The organism is Gammaproteobacteria bacterium (assembly GCA_019911805.1).
In the GTDB taxonomy this organism is placed as follows: domain Bacteria; phylum Pseudomonadota; class Gammaproteobacteria; order Thiohalobacterales; family Thiohalobacteraceae; genus JAHJQQ01.
In genome coordinates, this window is the sequence record JAIOJV010000033.1 from 1 (window position 1) to 17,750 (window position 17,750).

General features: G+C 60.8%; 20 protein-coding genes. All 20 read right to left on the reverse strand.

The features are described 5' to 3' along the window. Positions 1-245: 245 nt before the first annotated feature. The 20 genes from K8I04_02705 to K8I04_02800 all read right to left on the reverse strand — a co-directional run bounded on the left by K8I04_02705 (position 246) and on the right by K8I04_02800 (position 17,702). Complete coding sequence (locus K8I04_02705) at positions 246-2,933, reverse strand: conjugative transfer ATPase (protein MBZ0070631.1); 2,688 nt, start codon at positions 2,931-2,933, stop codon at positions 246-248. Positions 2,934-2,995: 62 nt separating this feature from the next. Beyond that, complete coding sequence (locus tag K8I04_02710) at positions 2,996-3,412, reverse strand: TIGR03751 family conjugal transfer lipoprotein (protein MBZ0070632.1); 417 nt, start codon at positions 3,410-3,412, stop codon at positions 2,996-2,998. After that, a complete protein-coding gene (locus K8I04_02715) occupies positions 3,369-4,763 on the reverse strand; it encodes a TIGR03752 family integrating conjugative element protein (GenBank protein ID MBZ0070633.1) in 1,395 nt (464 codons plus the stop codon). The genes K8I04_02710 and K8I04_02715 overlap by 44 nt, the downstream gene beginning before the upstream one ends. 4 nt (positions 4,764-4,767) lie before the next feature. Continuing rightward, positions 4,768-5,511, reverse strand: a complete 744-nt coding sequence (locus K8I04_02720) for a TIGR03749 family integrating conjugative element protein (protein ID MBZ0070634.1) — start codon at positions 5,509-5,511, stop codon at positions 4,768-4,770. A gap of 73 nt (positions 5,512-5,584) precedes the next feature. After that, positions 5,585-6,238 (reverse strand): TIGR03746 family integrating conjugative element protein, encoded by a 654-nt coding sequence (locus tag K8I04_02725; GenBank protein MBZ0070635.1) that lies wholly within the window; start codon positions 6,236-6,238, stop codon positions 5,585-5,587. Continuing rightward, positions 6,210-6,590: a TIGR03750 family conjugal transfer protein gene (locus K8I04_02730; GenBank protein MBZ0070636.1), complete on the reverse strand. Its 381-nt coding sequence runs from the start codon at positions 6,588-6,590 to the stop codon at positions 6,210-6,212. Before K8I04_02730 ends, K8I04_02725 begins: the two co-directional genes overlap by 29 nt. Positions 6,591-6,597: 7 nt before the next feature. After that, positions 6,598-6,945 carry a TIGR03745 family integrating conjugative element membrane protein gene (locus K8I04_02735; GenBank protein ID MBZ0070637.1) on the reverse strand — a complete coding sequence of 116 codons (348 nt, stop codon included), beginning with the start codon at positions 6,943-6,945 and terminating at the stop codon, positions 6,598-6,600. A gap of 92 nt (positions 6,946-7,037) precedes the next feature. Then, the gene (locus K8I04_02740; protein ID MBZ0070638.1) at positions 7,038-7,268 is read right to left on the reverse strand and encodes a TIGR03758 family integrating conjugative element protein; all 231 of its coding nucleotides are present in this window, start codon (positions 7,266-7,268) and stop codon (positions 7,038-7,040) included. Positions 7,269-7,277: 9 nt separating this feature from the next. After that, entirely contained in the window at positions 7,278-7,595 is a 318-nt protein-coding gene (locus K8I04_02745) for a conjugal transfer protein (GenBank protein MBZ0070639.1), read from the reverse strand. A 344-nt stretch (positions 7,596-7,939) separates the two neighbouring features. Then, positions 7,940-9,346, reverse strand: coding sequence for a DUF6035 family protein (locus K8I04_02750; protein MBZ0070640.1), 1,407 nt, complete (start codon positions 9,344-9,346; stop codon positions 7,940-7,942). A 16-nt stretch (positions 9,347-9,362) separates the two neighbouring features. After that, positions 9,363-9,884: a hypothetical protein gene (locus K8I04_02755; protein ID MBZ0070641.1), complete on the reverse strand. Its 522-nt coding sequence runs from the start codon at positions 9,882-9,884 to the stop codon at positions 9,363-9,365. Between the two features lie 15 nt (positions 9,885-9,899). Beyond that, on the reverse strand, positions 9,900-11,021 hold the full coding sequence (locus K8I04_02760; protein MBZ0070642.1) for a helix-turn-helix domain-containing protein: 1,122 nt from the start codon (positions 11,019-11,021) through the stop codon (positions 9,900-9,902). A gap of 419 nt (positions 11,022-11,440) precedes the next feature. Beyond that, on the reverse strand, positions 11,441-12,175 hold the full coding sequence (locus K8I04_02765) for a TIGR03747 family integrating conjugative element membrane protein (GenBank protein MBZ0070643.1): 735 nt from the start codon (positions 12,173-12,175) through the stop codon (positions 11,441-11,443). Then, positions 12,168-14,282: a type IV conjugative transfer system coupling protein TraD gene (gene traD, locus K8I04_02770; GenBank protein ID MBZ0070644.1), complete on the reverse strand. Its 2,115-nt coding sequence runs from the start codon at positions 14,280-14,282 to the stop codon at positions 12,168-12,170. The genes K8I04_02765 and traD overlap by 8 nt, the downstream gene beginning before the upstream one ends. Beyond that, entirely contained in the window at positions 14,279-14,770 is a 492-nt protein-coding gene (locus K8I04_02775; protein MBZ0070645.1) for an integrating conjugative element protein, read from the reverse strand. The genes traD and K8I04_02775 overlap by 4 nt, the downstream gene beginning before the upstream one ends. Positions 14,771-14,816: 46 nt before the next feature. Next, a complete protein-coding gene (locus tag K8I04_02780) occupies positions 14,817-15,365 on the reverse strand; it encodes a lytic transglycosylase domain-containing protein (GenBank protein ID MBZ0070646.1) in 549 nt (182 codons plus the stop codon). Positions 15,366-15,367: 2 nt separating this feature from the next. Continuing rightward, positions 15,368-16,144 carry a TIGR03759 family integrating conjugative element protein gene (locus tag K8I04_02785; GenBank protein MBZ0070647.1) on the reverse strand — a complete coding sequence of 259 codons (777 nt, stop codon included), beginning with the start codon at positions 16,142-16,144 and terminating at the stop codon, positions 15,368-15,370. Continuing rightward, on the reverse strand, positions 16,137-16,433 hold the full coding sequence (locus tag K8I04_02790; protein ID MBZ0070648.1) for a hypothetical protein: 297 nt from the start codon (positions 16,431-16,433) through the stop codon (positions 16,137-16,139). Before K8I04_02790 ends, K8I04_02785 begins: the two co-directional genes overlap by 8 nt. A 5-nt stretch (positions 16,434-16,438) precedes the next feature. Beyond that, the gene (locus K8I04_02795) at positions 16,439-17,215 is read right to left on the reverse strand and encodes a hypothetical protein (protein ID MBZ0070649.1); all 777 of its coding nucleotides are present in this window, start codon (positions 17,213-17,215) and stop codon (positions 16,439-16,441) included. Continuing rightward, entirely contained in the window at positions 17,205-17,702 is a 498-nt protein-coding gene (locus K8I04_02800) for a pili assembly chaperone (protein ID MBZ0070650.1), read from the reverse strand. Before K8I04_02800 ends, K8I04_02795 begins: the two co-directional genes overlap by 11 nt. Positions 17,703-17,750 lie beyond the last annotated feature (48 nt).

The following is a 17,750-nucleotide window of genomic DNA, read 5'->3' on the forward strand; positions in this document are numbered from 1 at the left end:
AACACACGGAATCGCACAATCCAGTGCGAAAGCCGGTGAAAACCGAGCGCAACACTGGCGAAAAAGACGATTACCCATGAAAAATATCAGCATCGTGAAATGGGATTGGTGTTTTTCATGGCTTATTCAGACGTTCCCTAGTTCAAAAAGAGATCTGTATGACTGTTTTCGCCTGGAGGGATCTTTAGAACAGCAAGCCGCTACAGACCCTTATTTCTCGCAGTGTGATTGGTTCTATACGGACCTTAACCGTGTCGATTTGCGGCAATCCGCTCCGCAATGGCATAAACCGCCTCAAGCTCGCTACAGTTTCGTTCGCGCATGATGGCGGCGCGCTCCGCCTTCTCGTGTTTCTCGGTCATGGCGAGTGCGAGTGACAGTGGCGGCGGCACGTTGCGGAACAGGGCTTCCAGGTTATCGGAGAGCACCACACCCTCTACGTATTTGCCGGGTTCCTTGCGGGCCGACAGCAGCAGGCTGCGCTGCACGTCGGTCAGGTCCTTGAAGCGTGCGATCTGCTCCACTTCTTCCTTGGGCATGACCAGACACAACCACCACTCCATCATGTTGAGCATCTTGCGGCTGGCGTCGGGGAAGTCCTCGAGGTTCTGGGTGGCGATCCAGAACCAGGCGCCGAGCTTGCGCCACATCTTGGTGATCTTGACTACGTAGCGGGCCAGCAACGGATTGGTGGTGATGATGTGACCCTCGTCGGTTACCACCAGGGTGGGTCGGGCGTCGTGCTGATGGCGTTCCACCAGGTCGTTGATGTGGCTCATCATGGAGATGTAGGCCACGGTGAGTTGATCCTCGTAGCCTTCCCGCGCCAAGATGCCCATTTCCAGTATGGTGACATCGGCCTCCGGCCAGCGGGTGCCGGGCCGGTTGAAGAAGTGGCCGGCGAGGCCGGAGCAGAACAACGCCAGACCGTCGCCCATCTCGATCGCCCGATTGCGCCGGTGCTCGTGCAGGCTTTGATCCCGGCCGATGGTGTGCAAGGCGCTGACCACGTCCTCGGTGATCACCTGATTCCGTGCACCCTCCTTCACGGTCTTGGCGGCCAGGAAGATGGCGTTGCGGATGAGCAGCCGATCGGCCCGGCTCATGCGCGCATCCTCGCGTTCGTCACCGCCGGTGATCATGATCCGGGCGGCGATTTCCATCTCGCCGAGAATGTCTCGACCGCCGCCCTCGTCCCCTTCGTCATATCCGTCATCGTCATCGTCGTCGACCAGGTCATCCGGTTCTTTGCCGAGACGCACACGGTGTTCCTTGTCCAGCACGCGCAGGGCATCCGCGAATGGTGGCAGACTCACGTCCACGTTCGGGTTCAAGGTGACCTGGTTGACGGATACGTCGTGGGCCTGGAAGTGCTGACCCAACAGCGAGAACGACCCACCGGCCTCGATGATGAAGATGCGCGGGTGGTACACCGCGGCCATCTGTTGCAGCAGATAGACCAGCAGTGCCGACTTGCCGGCGCCGGTGGGCCCGAGAATCAGCATGTGGGCGTTCTTCTTACGGTCGGCCCTGTGCAACGGATCGAAGGCCAGCGGTTCGGCGCCGCGATTGAAGAACACCAGCCCTGGATGACCGGTGCCCTTTGACCGGCCGTACAGGGGCAGCAGGTTCGCGGTATGAGTGGAGAAAACCAACCGCGAGCGGCGGCTGGATTTGTCCAGCGACACGTCATAGGCCATGGGCAAGTTGCGAATGTAGCTGTCCAACGCGAGCAGATCCGCTTCCTGCAGGATCGGCTGCAGGCCGTTGGGCAGCAGTATTGCGTTCAACTGATTGACGTTGGTGCGCAGCGCCTTGGGATTATCGCCGCGCACGTAGAAGGCGATACTCACCGGGTAGAGCTTGTTGCCCTGCGCCATCTCTCGCTCCACGAGTTCCGCGTCCTCGCGTGTCAGCGCCGCCTCGGCGGAGTCGCCCACGGCGGCCCGTTTGACCTGGGCGATGTGATTGCGGGTGAAATCCTGCGGCTTGAGCGTCAGGGTGAGCACCATCACGGTGTGCTCGGGCAGGCGATCGAACAGTGAGAAGACGTGGTCGCCGGCTTGGCGCTCGGCGGTCATGTGGCCCACTTCCGGCGCCCGCCGCAACCCCTGGATCGTGACCACGGTATGCGGCAGTCCATCGAACCACCAGGTAGCGGTCTCGTTGTCCGAGCGCGGCATGGTGAGTGTGAGCCGTTCGGCCAGGTCGTAGCCGAACGGCAGGTCCGCGTCGCCCGGATACGGGGCGATCTCCAACAGCTTGTCGGGATCGCCATCGGCGATCGCCGGTTTCGGATTGAACCACTTCAACAGCCATTCGTAGAGATCCTTGCCGGTGCCGCGCCGCGCGTGAATGCCGGCCGAGGCCAGAGAGGCGACCCACTTGGTCGCCACGTCGTTCATCGCCTCTTCCACCTCGACCGCTGTCGGGGTCTTGCCCTTGACCTTCAAGCGCCGATAGAGCGTGGCACGCACGCGGCGCACCTGTCCCCGCCAATGGGTTCCGGTTACCGCGGTGTCCTCGAACAGACCCCCGGGACGGGTAATCCGCGCCAGGTGCTGTGCAAACGTGTCCTGGTAGTGCCGGGTGAACGTGCTGTCCTTGGCGCTCGGCTGCGCATAGGCGGCGACTTCCTGCTGGAACGCTTTCAGGCTGGGCTCATCCTGCACGTATACCTGCAAAATCCACGGTGCGTCGTCTTCTTCGGGGATGGCATCGGTGAGTGCGGTCTGGATGGCATCACGCAATTGCCGCATGAACTCCGGGGTGCGGGCCTCGGTGCCGGCCGGAGTGATCTCGAACAAGGCGCCCACACTGACGCCGTCTTCCAACAGAAAGGTGCGGCTGTCCGGATCGTACTCGACCCAGGGCAGCAGATCGGTGAACGACGGCGGGCGATCGTACAAGCGCTTGACTGCCGCCGTGGTCAGAGGCGCTTCCGTCGGATCGTGTGCCTTCTTCGCTGAATGGTTCGCTTTAGACTTCGCCACGTTTATTTCCGCTGCAGGTTGGCCGGCACTTCGCCGGGCAGCGCGTACTCGACCCGCTCATACATCGGAAAGGTCGTGACATAACCGGGCACCGGCACCTGCTCGTCGCCAGCCAAGTGTGGAAACACATACATCACCAGGCTCGGATTCGGCAGCCGGGGAAAGGTGGCGTCGATCTCGTTGTGGGCCTCGCGCGCGTAGCCATGGAGCGAACCTTCGCCGTCAATGACGGGGCGAGTTCCCAACGCCTCGCGCACCGCCATGGGATCGCGCGCGCCCATCTCCTGGATGTGTTGCTCGTAGATCGTTTTCATCGGCGGGCCGTCCTGGGGCAATACGGCCTCCTTGGTGCTGGCGCAGCCGCCCAGCACGAAACTAGTCAAGCCGAGCGCGGTGATAAGGATCGATGGCTTTCGCATGATCGAGTTTCCTGCCTTTGAGATCGAGATCGATGGGGAGCTCAACGTCGACGTGGATGGCGATGCGGGCGCCAGCCGGCACGAACACGGCGTCGAAGCTCTGTGACTGACGTTCCATGAGCCACTTGGCGACCTCGTCGCTGCCGCCGGCGATGGTCTTGCCGAGCACATATTTGGCAGCATCGCCGGTGACATTGTTGCTCGCCGCGCCGCTCTCGCTGACTACGGTGGTCGTCTCGGCCGCGGCCGCCGCATCGGCCGCCGCCTGGATGGCCATCACGCCGATGCGCTGGGTGAGAAACGCGGGGGCGTTGGTCTTGCGTTCACCGCTGATGCAGGGGATGCCCTGCTGATCCGAGATCCAGCCCAAGGGCCGCTTGTTGCCGCCGGACTGGCCACCGCGGTCATCGCTGGAGATCGTGCGGATGGTGCCGTCGTCGAACACGAAGGTCACCGAGTCGAGCCGGCCGGTGACGCAAGACAGGGTCCAGTCGCCGATGGCAGTACCGCTCCATACCATACCCTGCACGCCGGGCACGCTGAGACCGTTGGCAGCGAGGTTGTCGGCCCCGGTGATCACCTTGAACGGCATGGGATCACGCACCTGGCCCTGTATCGGTACCCGACCGACCAAGGCCGTCATGGCCGTCGACCCGATGAGCGTGGCATTGCGCGGCACGGTGTAGACGGGACGCACCGTCTCCAACTCACGGGCGATATTGCCTGTCTGCTCGCGGGCGGTACTCAGCGCACCACCGGTGGACTGGCGCACCTGGTGCAACAACCCGGTTCCTTTCGCGCCACTTGTGTCTTCAGCCATGGCATCCAGCGGTTCGATCCAGACCAGGCCGGCGGGCGGCACCCCTGCCCCGCCACCGTCGAAACCCAGTCCGACCGGGATATCGCCGGCGCCCTTTGTCGACTTCCCCTGCGATAGCGAATGTGACAAGGCATCCACCCGTGCCGTCAGCGACGACAGCACACTGGCATCCAATCGATCCTGCGTGGCCTTGTCATTCTCACGCGACAAGAGTTCGCGTTTGACGCGCGTAGCCACGTTCTCCTCGATCTGCGTGCGACTGCTCAGCAGACGTTGGTTCTCATTACGCAGTGTCGCGTTGTCCTGCCGCAAGGCTTTGACCTCGGCGGTCATCGCCGCGACGTTCGCGGTCAGGGTCTTGATGGTGTCGGCGGGCGTGTCCGCGTCCGGCACCGGCGCCTGCGGCACGGCGTCCATCACGACCTGGTCATCCGTGCCGTTCGAGCAGGACTTGAGGATGACGAACACCAGCATGAGTACCATGACGCCAGCGATGAGGGGTAACAGTCGATTGCTGGTTGCGATGGCCATGGGCTTACCTTGCGGCCTCGAACGGCCGTGCCGAAATCAGGTACACCGCCGTGGTATCCGCTTCGTTGCCGGCCGCCAGCAGGCGGTTATGCTGAAAGGTCGCCGTCAGCCAGGTACCGCGCAGGTTGCGCGGATCCAGTGTCTGCGGCTGATCGGTACGGTTGACCAGTTTGACGGCGGTGACATACAGCGCCCCGGCCCGCCAGGCCACCAAGGGTGTTGCACTGATCGCGCCGCCGTATATCAAGCTGACGGGCTCCTGCATCACCGGCACACGGACGATGCCCGGCCTGTCCTCGATGAGACGTGCGGGTGCATAGAGTTGTTGCGCCGCGAACCGGGTGAGTGCAACGAAGCTGTATTGCACCGTTGTGTTGTGACTCGCAAGGGATGAATCCGTCGTCTCGGCGTGACCCTCACCGTTCGTCTTCACGTACACCTGCACGGGATGCGTCTGGCCGCCCTCTTGAGACGCGGACACGTCGAAGAGAAACATCTGGCCACCGTCGATGTTCTGTGCCATGACACGGGTGGCGTCGAACGGTGCGCTGGCGAGAAGGTAAACGGTTCCGTTGATGCTTTGCGTACGCAGCACTGGCTGCAAGGATGCCGGTACGCCCACTTTGGCCGTACCGGGCAAATGCACCAGGCGTTCGTGTCCTACCTTGAGATCGAGTTGGATGGGTGTCTTGTTCCACTCGATGCGCTCGGTGATTTCCGGCTCGGCATGGACCATCGACTGCATCATCAGCAGCCCGACCCCCAGCCAGAACATGACGCCGCGTTTGAAATGGTTGATTGAATACATGCGTTGATCCCCGTCAGCCGCCCTGCCCGGCTTCGTTGTTGAGTTCGGATTCAGCCAGACGCCGTGGGCCTTCCGCCGCGAAACCGTCCAGCGCCAAACCCCAGGGATTCGACTCCGGATCGACGGCGAGCCGAACGACTCGCAATGGATAACGGATGGTCGTTGTCTTCACCGTCATACCCTTTACCGACTCGAACAGATCGAGATCCAGCCACACGACCCAGACACCCGGGGCCAGCACGTCGACCCGGCGTTCTTCATAGCCATGGCCCGGCACCTCTTGCACGCCGCGCACGCGGTAGGCCAACTCGCCCTGTTTGCCCTTCAACTCCATGTCCGCGATCAGGTCGGCCCGATAGCGCGGGGTGACATAGGACGAGATGCGGAAGATCGCTTTGCCATAATCCCGCGCCCCGTCCTCGGGCCAGCGATTGAGTTGTTGAAAGATGTAATAGGCGAAGGAATACACGTTGGCCGGCGGTACTTCGTCGACGGCGAGTGTCGCACCGGAGCGCAGGTCCGGTGGAACATGCACGGTCAGGCGTTGTGGTGCCTGACTCCAACCGAACCACAGCGCCAGGATGACGACGATCTGCACGCCGATGATCACCCACAGCGACCGCAAATGGGCGCGCACGTTATCGATCTCGTAACGGTAGCGTCGCACTCCGACTCCTCCCGATATCCCAGGCGCCACTGCGCCGAATGAACGGCGACTGGCGCAAGCCGCGATCATCCAGTTGTATGGCGATCTGTTGCTGGTAATAACCGTCCGGCCGGCCGCGCTTGAGCCGCTGGAACAAGGTGGCCATCACGATCACCGTGGCGACCACGCCAACCCCGGCGATGCCGAAACCCATGGTGACCGCGCCCATCAGCCCTGCCAGGAGGAGGGAGACAGGCAACCAGATGAGCGCGGCCACACCAACGATGACGCCCAGCTCGGACGACGAGCAGCCCTTGAAGATCGCCGGCTCGGCATTGAGCCGGTTGGCGAGAATGTCGTCGCGATTGGACATGGGCTTGTTAGATAACGCCGGCGGCTTCGGTGAGCAGGTAGCTGGCGAAGATCAGCACCACGGCACCGACGATCCCGAGCACACCGACCTCGGCCCACTCGGCCTTGCCCTGCCGTGCCTCGTTGAACTTCGCGAAGCCTAGATAGGCGATCCACAGGAACCCGAGTACTGCGATGGCCAGGCCGAGCACCAGGCCGCCGTCCTTGATATAGCCCTGGATGAGCCCGACCCAGTCACCCGCCGCCGGCGCTGTACTCGGAGGTACCGGTGTCGGCAAGGCCGCCCACACCGACTGATACGCGGACATCGCCAGCAGCCCGACCGCGGCTGCGCCCTGTTTGATATTCTTCAGCATGATTGCTTTTCTCCGAGGTAACGGGGTTTCCCCCTTTGATGAACACCGGGGCATTCCCCGAACCGTTGCTGCAATGGCGTGAAACATCGCCATCACCGCAGATAGAAACCCAACACCATGAGCACGATGCTCGCGCGAAGCGCGCTCCACATCACGTCGAAGATACCGACCTGCCCGTCCTGCCAGGCGCGGAAGGTACCCAGCGTCACCCAGATCACCCACACGAAGGCAAGCACGATCACCACAGAGGCGATGGCCGTGAGTAGCGTCGAAGAGGTAACTCCGGAGCCCGCCTGGAATGCCGCGTCTTGAGCAGGTGTCATGGCTTTGCATCACCGCCGATAGTCACCGCGCAGAGGCGGAAAGGTCCGCGGCTCTGAACGCGGGGCGTCGATGTGATCCTGGACGCCTTGCTGTACCCTTGCCAGATCCTGGCGCAGCCAGTCGTAGCGAAAGCGAATGCGCGCATCCGGCTCGGCCTGCGACTCCGCCTTGCGAATCAGCGCCTCGAGCGCGTCGAGTTCATAAGCGATACGCGCCAGCGCTTCGCGCTCGGCGTCTGCATCAGCTAGGACCGACTGCAGCGGTAAAGCCGTGCTGAGCAGCCCGGCAATTAGCAGGTGGGTGATACGCATCGATGTCTTCCTCATGTCGTTCATGAGGCACGATGGTGCGGTGTCGGATTAGGATGGGATACGGGAAATCAATTCCGTGAGGTGCGTGGTTTTCAGATACCCTTTATTATAAGGACCCTTGTCAGAACTATCTGATTATTCAAAAGCAGTGGAAAATATTAACGGTTACATTCTTACGGGATGGAGGTCTCAAAACGGCCAAGAGCCGTCAGTCGCCGACATTCCCCGTCATTGGCCGGTTGGTGCCGGACTCCGGTCGTTCACAACGGGAAAGAGATCGGGGGGCAGCTCAAAAAGTGACGACGCGTTTTCCCTTAACGTTCAGCCAGGAGTTCAAAGCAGTTGTACCTTCGTGCAGTTTAGTCATCTGACTCCGAAGTTACTGTCGACCCCGAAGTTACTATAAGCTCAGGGAAAAGGAATTCAAATAGTTCGGCGTATCGGTTGTCGGGCTCGTATGTCGGGTCATTGGTTTTCAGAAGAGGGGTATATTGTTTGACCTTTTCCTGCCATTTCCCCTCCCTGTCCTCTCTTCGAATCTGGTCTTGTCGGTTGTATGTCAATAGAAGTTGGCGAAAACGGCGTAGATACCCCTTATGACGACCATGCACGCAATGCGCAACCTCAATGAGCTTATTGAATTTCCAGCCCACCGGTCTTCCTTCACGTGCCGAATATAATGCATTCAGTGCGCCAGCAAGCGAATGTTCCCCCGGGTGATCTGGAATATCCATGCCCTCAAAAGACAGTTCAAATTGAAGTTCTGACCATTCATCACGCACTTGTTTCCAACCAGCGCTGGAAGCGTTTATTCCGCCCCTGTTAATCCAGAACTCCGCAAAGCGTCGTCGAATAGTTTCCTGCGTCGTTTGATGGGCCGCTTCTTCTGATTCATCTCGTGCGCGGCCAACGGCCCTTTCGTAATCGAACAGGAAGATCCGTTGCCGTTTCTGATCAAGCTGGAATTCGTCGAACGGAGCGATTCTTCCGGACCAGCGGATCTCGACCTGACCATTCGCGACATAGGGCTCGGCCCAGCGACAGTCCAACATGAATCGCCCTGCATTTCGTGATTCCGTCAACGTGTTTTCGCTGGCGAGGAAGAGGTTATGGTTATTGCTGTAGAAGATATCGTCTTGGGTCAGACGAGCGCGGTCTTCGTCATAGGACTTGAATACCCAGCAGAGCAAGCCGCCCTCACGCTGATAGAAGTCGCGTCGTTCGGCAATGACTCGAAGAAACGTCGTTGAAAGTTGTATCTCGAAGGCAACGGCTAAGCCTTTGTATATAGCTTGCACATCCGGTTTGCGCCAAGTGACTCGTTCCTGCCCTCTCCATACTGCCTCGACTTTCACATCCGAGAAGTCTGGATCGCATCGCAGGCTCTCTGCGATGATCTGCTTCATGCGGATGTGGGCGTAGCTTTCTTTAGCGCCATTGTATTTGCGCGCATTGATTTCTTGTTCGTTGAGTTCGCCGCGTGTCTTGGCAGGGCATCGGCCGTCTTCCAACTCGTGCCGAAAGAAGAAACGCCGCGTCTCCTTCCTGGATACGAGGTAGACCGGGGTGCCACACAACGGACAGACGTACACTGGTTCACTTCGGGCGCGGGCCTCACCAAGCTCCATGCGTAGGGCCATTGCCTGGTCGTAATCCGAACCTATAGCCTCATGAGCGGGGATGATTGAGCCCGTGCGCATGTCGAGGACCTCTGCAATTTCAGGGTCGTCGACGGCGAATGGTGATGCGTTATGGTTGCCAGCCATGAATATGCAAGACCTCCTATGGAATGACTCCAAGCCGGATTTTTACCCGGATCTCATCCAGCCAACCTGCGCGGTAGTGACGCGCCAGGGAGTTAATCTGTCCATGTGTCACGCCGGATTCGTTGGCCAGATGCTCCAGGGAAGTAAGCGAGTCGAGCCACCCGATATTACCGGTGGCCACGATAGCCGCCTTATCGGCCGTGGAAACGAGGATAAGGGCGTTTGGAAGCAGCCCTTGGGCGTGGAGCCAGGCGAGGAGATGCAGTTCGCCGTCATCGAGGCCGTGGCATGAGGGATGGGAAAGGACGAGGTTCGCCAGCTCTAGCTTCCCTATCTGGTGTCGGCCGGCAAGTCCTTCCAGAAGAGCATCCCTGTCGATGTGTACACGCCCGGGATCATCGGGGTTGCCAGTAAGGGCTTCCTCGACGCATTTGTCGACGGTCTCGACAGCGAACTTGTTGCAGATCGCCGTCCAGCAGCCTGTCCGGAATGCCTCGATGATGATGTTGGTGTCGATGAATACCCGCGTCTTTGCCATGCCCGGCGCCACCCCTTACAGCTCGAAGGGGGAGGGTAGCGAGTGCTCGGCAAACAGGTCCACAAGCTGCGTCAAGGTTGCCCCCATCGCTTTTGCCGCCTTGCGGGCGGAGAGGTGGCCTCTGTCGATTGCGTGGTGCAGCATGTTAATGAAGGCCGGGGAGAACCGCTTCGGCGTACCGGACACGGATGGACGCTGGTGCTCCTGTTGAAGGGTATCCCGTGTTTCGGTACCGATCCAGTTCAGATTGAACAGTCTCCAGGCAAGGGCCACTGGCGCGACACGCAACTGCATGGCTACGTCTGCAAGATGGCTTACGTCATCGATACGACGATTGTCGATCAGATTCGCCAAAGAAGCCTGGGGCATCAGCAGAGCAGCGGCGAAGTTGTTGGCCAGTTGCTCGATGCGTTTGCCCTTGGCCCGGTCTTCGACCGAATTGGATTCGCGGTGATCCGGCTTCATGGCATCCCAAGTTAGGGCGTGGAACAGTTCATGGGCCAGATCGAAGAAGCGACGGGCCTCCGGCTCGTTGCGGTTGATCAGGATCATGCCCATATCCTGGAGATGACAGGTCGCGCCGGAGATCGAATCCCCCTCCGGGGTTTCGATCGTGTCGACGTACAGAACCGGGATGTCGAGCTCCTGCTCGATCTTCTCGGCCAGCCTCTCGGCCGGAACAACACCCAGGTCGAGCGTCTCGACCAGGCTTTCGGCACGGGCAATCGCATCCTCGTATGAGGACTGCGAGGTGAGCCGCAGGGTGTGCTTGAGGGGATTGGACCGGTCCTGCTCCTTCTCACGCAACCAGCGTAGCAGGCCGATCCACTGACCGGCCCTCAACTCAAAACCGTCCAGGCTGTCCTCGGCCAGTCCGGGGGAGGCGCGCCAGGAGAACTGGGCCTCACCGGCAACCTGAAATGGATCGAGGAAGAAGTCGAGCTCGCGATCCAGGGTGTCGGTCAGCAGGACGAGTTCATCCGGCTTGAGCGCCCGCTTGCCATTCTCGATATCGGAAACGCTTTGGCGGTCTTTCAGACCCATGGCCTCGGCCAGCCGGTCCTGTGTCCAGTCGGCCGCCTCGCGGGCAGCTTTGACGCGATAGCCGATGAGTCTCTGCGATAGTTGTTCAAGCATGGCGGCCTCCCCTTTAGAAATGGAATTATAGCCTTGCGAACCGTAATTCGCAAGAATTGGTTGCGTTTAGACTTTCGCGGCTTCGCACGAGCGTGGATTGAAGATTGAAACGTCCGGGGGTAGGCAAGCACCGCAGGATGGCCCAGAGGGGGAGTGCCGTTCAGCGCAACGCCCAATCGGTGTCAGCTGTTCATTCCAAAACTGTCTTTCGTCGTGGAATCTTCGAGAAGCCACTTGGGGTCGTATTGAGGCATCTAACTTATTGGTATTTGGTTGTCAGCAGTCGATTTTAGAGGTCCGGTAATCGGAAATTCCTCGCACCCCCCCAAACAGTAACGCTTCCGCAAATTACTAATGATGGTTTTGAATTTAAGCGAATGGTGAACGACGCGGTTTAAACGGAAAAGCATTCAACGAATCTATAGATATTTCTTGAACGTACTGGCGGTCACTGCCACGGCGAGCGCGAACAGCGCAGCGAAGGGTAGGATGACGAAGGTCGGATGCAGGCTGAATGGAAGTGATAAGTAGACCACCCATGCCAGCACTACGAGTGGTATCGCTGCCTTCTTCGCATAGTGGTACAAAAAAGAACTCTCCCGGCCTCCGCCCCAGCGGCGGAGATCCCGTCGCACAAGACCGTCCACCAGAGCCACCAGGCTGAACAACAGGAACACCGGCGTCGCCAACATGAGAATCGCCAGGCGTACGGAGAACACTTGGGTCACCTGCATGGCCGCGATCGTGTACTCGGCGATCGGTCGATAGAGCTTGTGCAGTGTCGGTCGCAACCCCGTCTCCTCCACGCGTGGCGGCGGCGATATCCAGCGTATGAAGGCGACGACGCGTGTGACTTCGAATAGATAGTGGTATGTCCCATCGGCCACTTGCTTGGCGAAACGGGCCGGGTCCGATATCACGATGCTGCGGCGAAAGTCCGTGTCCAGATAGCTAATCTCTTGAGTGAGCATCGCGCGACTGTGGTCGAGGCCTTGCTCCGGCCACCACAAGTTCATCCCTACCCACTCAACGACGATCGAAAACAACAGGGAGAACAGCAGCCACTTAATGGCTTGGGCGACGGTGGTCAGCCCTTTGGAAATCAGTCCTTGTCGAACGGCGGTACGCCGCGGATCGGCGACCGCTTCAGCCATGGTTATCTTCCGCTTGCCCGTTCGGCCCCGGAACGTCGGTCACCGCCATCCACCATGGCTCCTGCACGCGATACCACTGATCGTTGGTGATGTAGGTCCGCTCCATTTCGTTGGCGATCTCGGCGAGGCTTTCCGGCATATCAGAATCCGTTGCCGGTAATGGCATACGGATTTTCCAGAGCTGCCCGCCCTCCAGCAGCGCGAAGGCCTGGCCCTTGGGCAGTGTGATCAACTCAGCCGGTGTGAGCATCGGCACTTCCGAGACACTGATGCGGTCCTCGTTGCGCGACATGAAGTCGACCCCCGAGCCCGGGTCAGAGGAATCATTGACGCCGGAGACACTCATGAGTGTGAAGACCTCGACGCGCGGGAGCTGCTCCGTGAGCATCTCGGCGGTGGCCAGTTCCTTGATCCGGAGCATGATCAGCGTGTTGAAGTTGCCCGCCACCTGCCCGGCCTTGGCACGGCTGCCGATGCGCGCCTCCACGTCGGACCAGGTCTGGGTATAGGCGGTGACCTGGAAGCCGGCGCCGCCGGCCTTGTTCAACAGCGGCACGAACTCATCCCCGATCAGTTCGTTGAACTCGTCGGCGTGCATGGAGATCGTCGGCAGGGTGTAGGACCGGGGAGCTTCGATAGGGTCCGCGCCCACGCCGTGTTTGTAGATATGCCCGGCCACCGAGACCAGGTCGGCGAACATGGAATTCCCCACCGCGCTGGCCACGGTGGTATCAGTCAAGGCATCGAGCCCGACATACACGATCCGCTTGCGGCGGATGACGTCCATCCACTCGAAGATGGGACGCTGATCAGCCTCATTGAGGTAGTCCGGTGAAATGAGCTCCGCGATCTTACCGGTGGTCAGCTTCTCCATCAGCGGTCCGACGGAACTGACGATCTTGTCGAAGTAGGTCTTGTCGTACTTGAAGGCCGATACCAGTCCGTCGAGCACCGGGTCGTAGAGGTCCTGCTCCTGCAGGTGCCGCATGAGCGCGATTGCCTCGTCGTTGCGACCACGCAGCGAGTTCGGCAGGTTGCGTTCCTTGATGTTGGCGGCGATGTCGGCCACCTTTTCGCGCCAATCCGCCGCCCCGTTCCGGCGCAGGTGTTCGCGCGCGTACTCGACGAACAGCGGCTCGATATCATTGATGTAACGGCGCACCTGCTGGTAGTCCGGCCGACGGCCCAGCGCCACCAGGGCGCGGGCGATGATGTTGACGAAGCGCCAGGCGAACTCCTTGAAGGCCGCCGAGTTGCCCTCGCTGGGGAGCTGGTTAGCGATGCGGGTCGCGACCTCGGTGATGCGAGAGAAGTTGCCGATGGCGTTGTAGCGGGCCGAGACCTCGGGGAAACCGAGATGGAACATGTAAAAATCCTTGGCGCGCCCCGCCCGCTTGGCCTCGGCATACACCCGCCGCAGCAGATCGGCATCCCCCTTGGGATCGAACACGATCACCACATCGCCGCGCCGGATGTCCTGGGCGATAAGAATCTCGGCAAGGCGTGTCTTGCCTACGCGTGTGGTGCCCAGCACCAGCGTGTGACCGACGCGCTCACCAATATCCATCCAGACATCCTGCTCGTCGGGTTCCACGGCATGCAGGGCCGGCTTACCTCCGACAGCAGGCAGCGGCGCCAGGGGATTCCACCAGCCCCGGGAGCGGAAAAACCAGGCCACGAGATTCAATAGCGGTATGGGTTCCCAGGCCACTTCCTTGCGGCGCGCCCACTGATACAGCGAGCTCGGCTGGACGTAATGTTGGACCTCGGGACGGATGGTGTCGCGCAACCGCTGCGTATGCTTCTGGGTCCAACGAAAGCCTTTGCCGAGAAACAGCTTGTGGCGACTGAGCGGGATCTTGTCGGCGCGCAGTCGATAGGTGGGCAGTCGGCGCATATTGCGCTGATAGCGCATGACCCGCCAAGCCTGTCGGGCGCGCATCACGCCGATCACCGCCAGCGCCGCGCCGGCGCTGTAGGCGACGCCCGGCGGCATCATCAAGGCCCAAGGGGCCAGCACCGCGATGGCCGCCGTGGCAAACGCCACCAAGGTCGACCACAACTCGACCGGCGGGCGCAGCAAAGCCTCGATGGGATGCCGGCTCACTGCTCGATGCCTTGTGGCGTTATCAGCACCGGATAATGTGAAATGCCCAAAGCGGCCCCGATGTCCGCCGCAGACGCCGGCAGGATGGGCAGCCCGAGTGCCAACCGGGCAATGGCCCGCAAGTCCTCCTGCGTCTCCGCCTGCACCAGCATGCCGACCGCACCGATCTCCTGGAGGCGATCCCGGTATTCAACCAGCCACTGCCGGGATCGGACATCGGAACCGATGAGGAAGAACGGACGTGAGAACGGCCTGTCGTGCGACTTGGCCTGTACCGGCCCGGGGCTCAAACCGGGTGAGCGAACCGGCAACAGCGCTTGGACGTCGGCGGCCCCGAACTTGGGTCCAGTTACTGACCGCGGATTCGCCGGCTCGGTGCGGTCGATGATCTCGACGTACGGCGCCAGCGGCCGCGTATTACCGCTGTCGTAGATCACCGTGACTTCCGACCAGGCCGATACCGGTGTCAGCACCATGCCGATCGACATCACGCCATGCCGTATATATTGGAACAATCTTGTCATCGGACTTGCACTACCCGTTTGCGGCCAACCGCTGCCAGTGGCCAACCACACGGGATCGGTAGCGTTCAGCGCGCGCCGTATCCGCGGGAGCGTGGTAACAACCGACGCCCGCCCACCAGTCACGCCGCTGCTCGAAACACTGCCGCAAGATCACTGCCCCCACGCGCAAGTTGTAATACGGGTCCAACGCCTGCCAAGTGTCTCCGAGCTTGTCCTTGTGGAACCGCCAGTTCACCTGCATCAAACCGATATCGATGGATCGTTCACCGCGGGCGATAAACGTATTCAGCGCATGCCATGCCGCCTCGCGCGACGAGTAGACATGACCGCGGCCGGCGACATTCAGCGTCCAGGGCCAGGGACGGCGCACACCGTCGTCGTTCGAACCCACGCCGCTTTCCGTCAAGGCGATGGCATACAGCACCGTGTAGGGAATCCCATATTCGGAGGCGATGACGCGGTATCCTTCGGGAACGGATGCCGCACACCAACCGGCGGTCGGCAAGACGATCCCCAACACGACGCCCAGCCGTATGACTTGCCGTCGCGCCGGGGACATGGTCACAGCTCCGAAGCGCGTAGCGCCGACAGGTCCTCTCCCCGGCGGCGCAGCAGATACGGAATCTCACCCTTGCCCTGGGTGAGCCGCTCCAGCACACCGGCCTCGTGGTTGAGGGTGACACGACGATTGCGCACCCACGCCGGATCGATCCCACGATCAACCGCCCAGGTCCTGACCGCCTGGTCATCGCCGGCTTTCACGCCGGCGATATAGAGATCGATGCCGGCCACCTCATCGATCCGCTTGAGCAACTTGCCAAGCAGGGCATCACAGGCGGGGCAATCCGGCCGGGTGAAGAACAGCACACGATCACCCGTCAACAAGGCACCGGTGTTACTGCCGCGCGCGGACAGACGGCTGACATCGATGAGTTGCTCATTCGGATACAAACGCTTGCCGGCTTCATCGTAGTCGTGTTGGAAGGCCAGGATGCGATCCACGTCCTCGCGCATGGCGCGGACCCAAAGCTCGGCGTACCGCCGACGCTCGTCCTCGTCACGCGCGTGGATGCCCAACACCTCGATGGGCGAGATGGTCGGCGGACTGATACTGCCGCGTATGCCTTGCATCAACAGTTTGTAGCGTTGCCATTCGGTCTCCGACAGGCCCCAGGCACGTGAACGCGCCAGCTCGGACGGCGTCAACGTATTCCTGGCCGTCGCCGACACGCTGGTGTCGGTTTCCTTTGCCTGCGTGCCTGAGACTCCCACGGCAAACGCCGGCACTGTGAATACGAAGGCCAGGATCACGCCCATCCACCGCGCGCGATTACTCATCGGTGCACGCGCCGTCGCAGTCGCCGGCGGACTCCGCCGCAACATTGATCTCCCGTGCACGGGTGCGGGACAAATCCCGATAGATCACGTCGTGCCGGTTAAGCATGCAGTCCTGCAGCTGCGCCGGGTCATCATCCCCTGATGCGTGTACATCATCGGGTCCATCCGGCAATGCATTCACTGCAGCTGGCACTTCCACGGTAGTCGGATCACCCTCCATTCCTTCATGAGTTGCCGACCCCAGCGAGAAGGCCCCGAACAACAATAAAATGGCAACGAATACTTCCATCAGCCTTACCTCCGGATTGAAGTGGAATAGTCCTGACCTTCGGGACCACGAAACGCGACCTGGCTCTTGAGCCGATCGATGTGCGTGACTTGCCAACCCGACTGCTGTTCACCTTCGCGCAGGAAAGCGACCTGTCCGTTTTGGGAAACCGCGACATAGACGGCGTCGTCCCACAGGTCGATGGCGTCGATGAGAAACGGCGGGACGCTGGCCGCCTGCTTTTGTTGTGCCGCCACCTTTTTGTTCCGGGCGATCTTGAGGTCGCGCACGTCATCGGCAATGGCTTGCAGCTGGGATTGCGCATCGGTGATGCGTTGCTTGAGTTCGTCGTTGCCTTTGCGCAGCTCGGTGATTGACTCATGAATCGCGCTCATGCTGGCGGCCAAGCCCGACAACTCGCGCTTCGCACTCGATTGCTCGGTCTGCAAGGCTTCGAACCACTGATTGATCCGATTGGACAGTCCTTCGATGGCGTGCCTGATCGCCTCGGGGGCGCCGGATGTCGGCGGTGAATCGCCTTCTACGCTATCCACGCACCCGGGGTTCGTCGCGCTTTCAGGGAGCGTCGGCACGGCATGGTCTGTCGTAGCCGTTCCGCTGTGCAAGGCGTCGCTCTGACCGCGCAACATCACAAGTGCGCCGATCGTTATCACACTGACGATGGCGGCGATCAGCAGCGTTTTTCGGGATGAGCGTTTCGGCTTCCTCTGTTCGGCACCCTTCGCGCGAGCGGTATCCTGATCTGAGTCATGCGACCGCTCGGACCGTTTCTCATTCTCCATTTCGCGGACCCTCCGGTTTCATACTACTGGTTTGCTGAGTGACACGCCCCGTCGCCGTGCATAACTCGAAGGAGACCAGCCGATGCACCGGATCGTGAATGAGACGAAATGCCGGTCCCACCAGTGTCTCCAATGCCTGCGTCAATGAGACCGGACCAAGACGCCGGTGCACGGCCGGCAACGGCAGCGTCAACAGATCAGCGGTTTCCGGTCCTGTTGCAGGCCCGGTGACGAGGCGGTAACCGCTTCGCTGGAGCAGGTATTGCACGGCTTCGCCCACCGTCACGATGCGTGCCGGAAACGACACCGTGATGGTCGTCGCCAGCAGGTTGGCCTGTGCGTCTGTCGGTGTGGCGGCAAGCAAGGAATAGCGCCCTACCTGGATATCCTTCGCCTGCAGGTTCACGCTGGCCACGAAACAGATACCGGCGAGACAGATGGCGGTTGCCGCGACCGGATGGGTGGGATGGAAAATGGATCTCTTCATGAATTCGGCCTCGGTGGTTCTAACCAGGCCGGCATCATGACGAAGCGT

Coding starts and splice junctions, on each gene's coding strand:
- K8I04_02745 (MBZ0070639.1), bottom strand. CDS start 7,595: ATGAGGAAGACATCGATGCGTATCACCCACCTGCTAATTGCCGGGCTG.
- K8I04_02790 (MBZ0070648.1), bottom strand. CDS start 16,433: ATGGAAGTATTCGTTGCCATTTTATTGTTGTTCGGGGCCTTCTCGCTG.
- K8I04_02720 (MBZ0070634.1), bottom strand. CDS start 5,511: ATGATGCAGTCGATGGTCCATGCCGAGCCGGAAATCACCGAGCGCATC.
- K8I04_02740 (MBZ0070638.1), bottom strand. CDS start 7,268: ATGACACCTGCTCAAGACGCGGCATTCCAGGCGGGCTCCGGAGTTACC.
- K8I04_02760 (MBZ0070642.1), bottom strand. CDS start 11,021: ATGCTTGAACAACTATCGCAGAGACTCATCGGCTATCGCGTCAAAGCT.
- K8I04_02755 (MBZ0070641.1), bottom strand. CDS start 9,884: ATGGCAAAGACGCGGGTATTCATCGACACCAACATCATCATCGAGGCA.
- K8I04_02735 (MBZ0070637.1), bottom strand. CDS start 6,945: ATGCTGAAGAATATCAAACAGGGCGCAGCCGCGGTCGGGCTGCTGGCG.
- K8I04_02730 (MBZ0070636.1), bottom strand. CDS start 6,590: ATGTCCAATCGCGACGACATTCTCGCCAACCGGCTCAATGCCGAGCCG.
- K8I04_02775 (MBZ0070645.1), bottom strand. CDS start 14,770: ATGTCGATCGGCATGGTGCTGACACCGGTATCGGCCTGGTCGGAAGTC.
- K8I04_02710 (MBZ0070632.1), bottom strand. CDS start 3,412: ATGCGAAAGCCATCGATCCTTATCACCGCGCTCGGCTTGACTAGTTTC.
- K8I04_02750 (MBZ0070640.1), bottom strand. CDS start 9,346: ATGGCTGGCAACCATAACGCATCACCATTCGCCGTCGACGACCCTGAA.
- K8I04_02795 (MBZ0070649.1), bottom strand. CDS start 17,215: ATGGAGAATGAGAAACGGTCCGAGCGGTCGCATGACTCAGATCAGGAT.
- K8I04_02785 (MBZ0070647.1), bottom strand. CDS start 16,144: ATGAGTAATCGCGCGCGGTGGATGGGCGTGATCCTGGCCTTCGTATTC.
- K8I04_02715 (MBZ0070633.1), bottom strand. CDS start 4,763: ATGGCCATCGCAACCAGCAATCGACTGTTACCCCTCATCGCTGGCGTC.
- K8I04_02780 (MBZ0070646.1), bottom strand. CDS start 15,365: ATGTCCCCGGCGCGACGGCAAGTCATACGGCTGGGCGTCGTGTTGGGG.
- K8I04_02765 (MBZ0070643.1), bottom strand. CDS start 12,175: ATGGCTGAAGCGGTCGCCGATCCGCGGCGTACCGCCGTTCGACAAGGA.
- K8I04_02800 (MBZ0070650.1), bottom strand. CDS start 17,702: ATGAAGAGATCCATTTTCCATCCCACCCATCCGGTCGCGGCAACCGCC.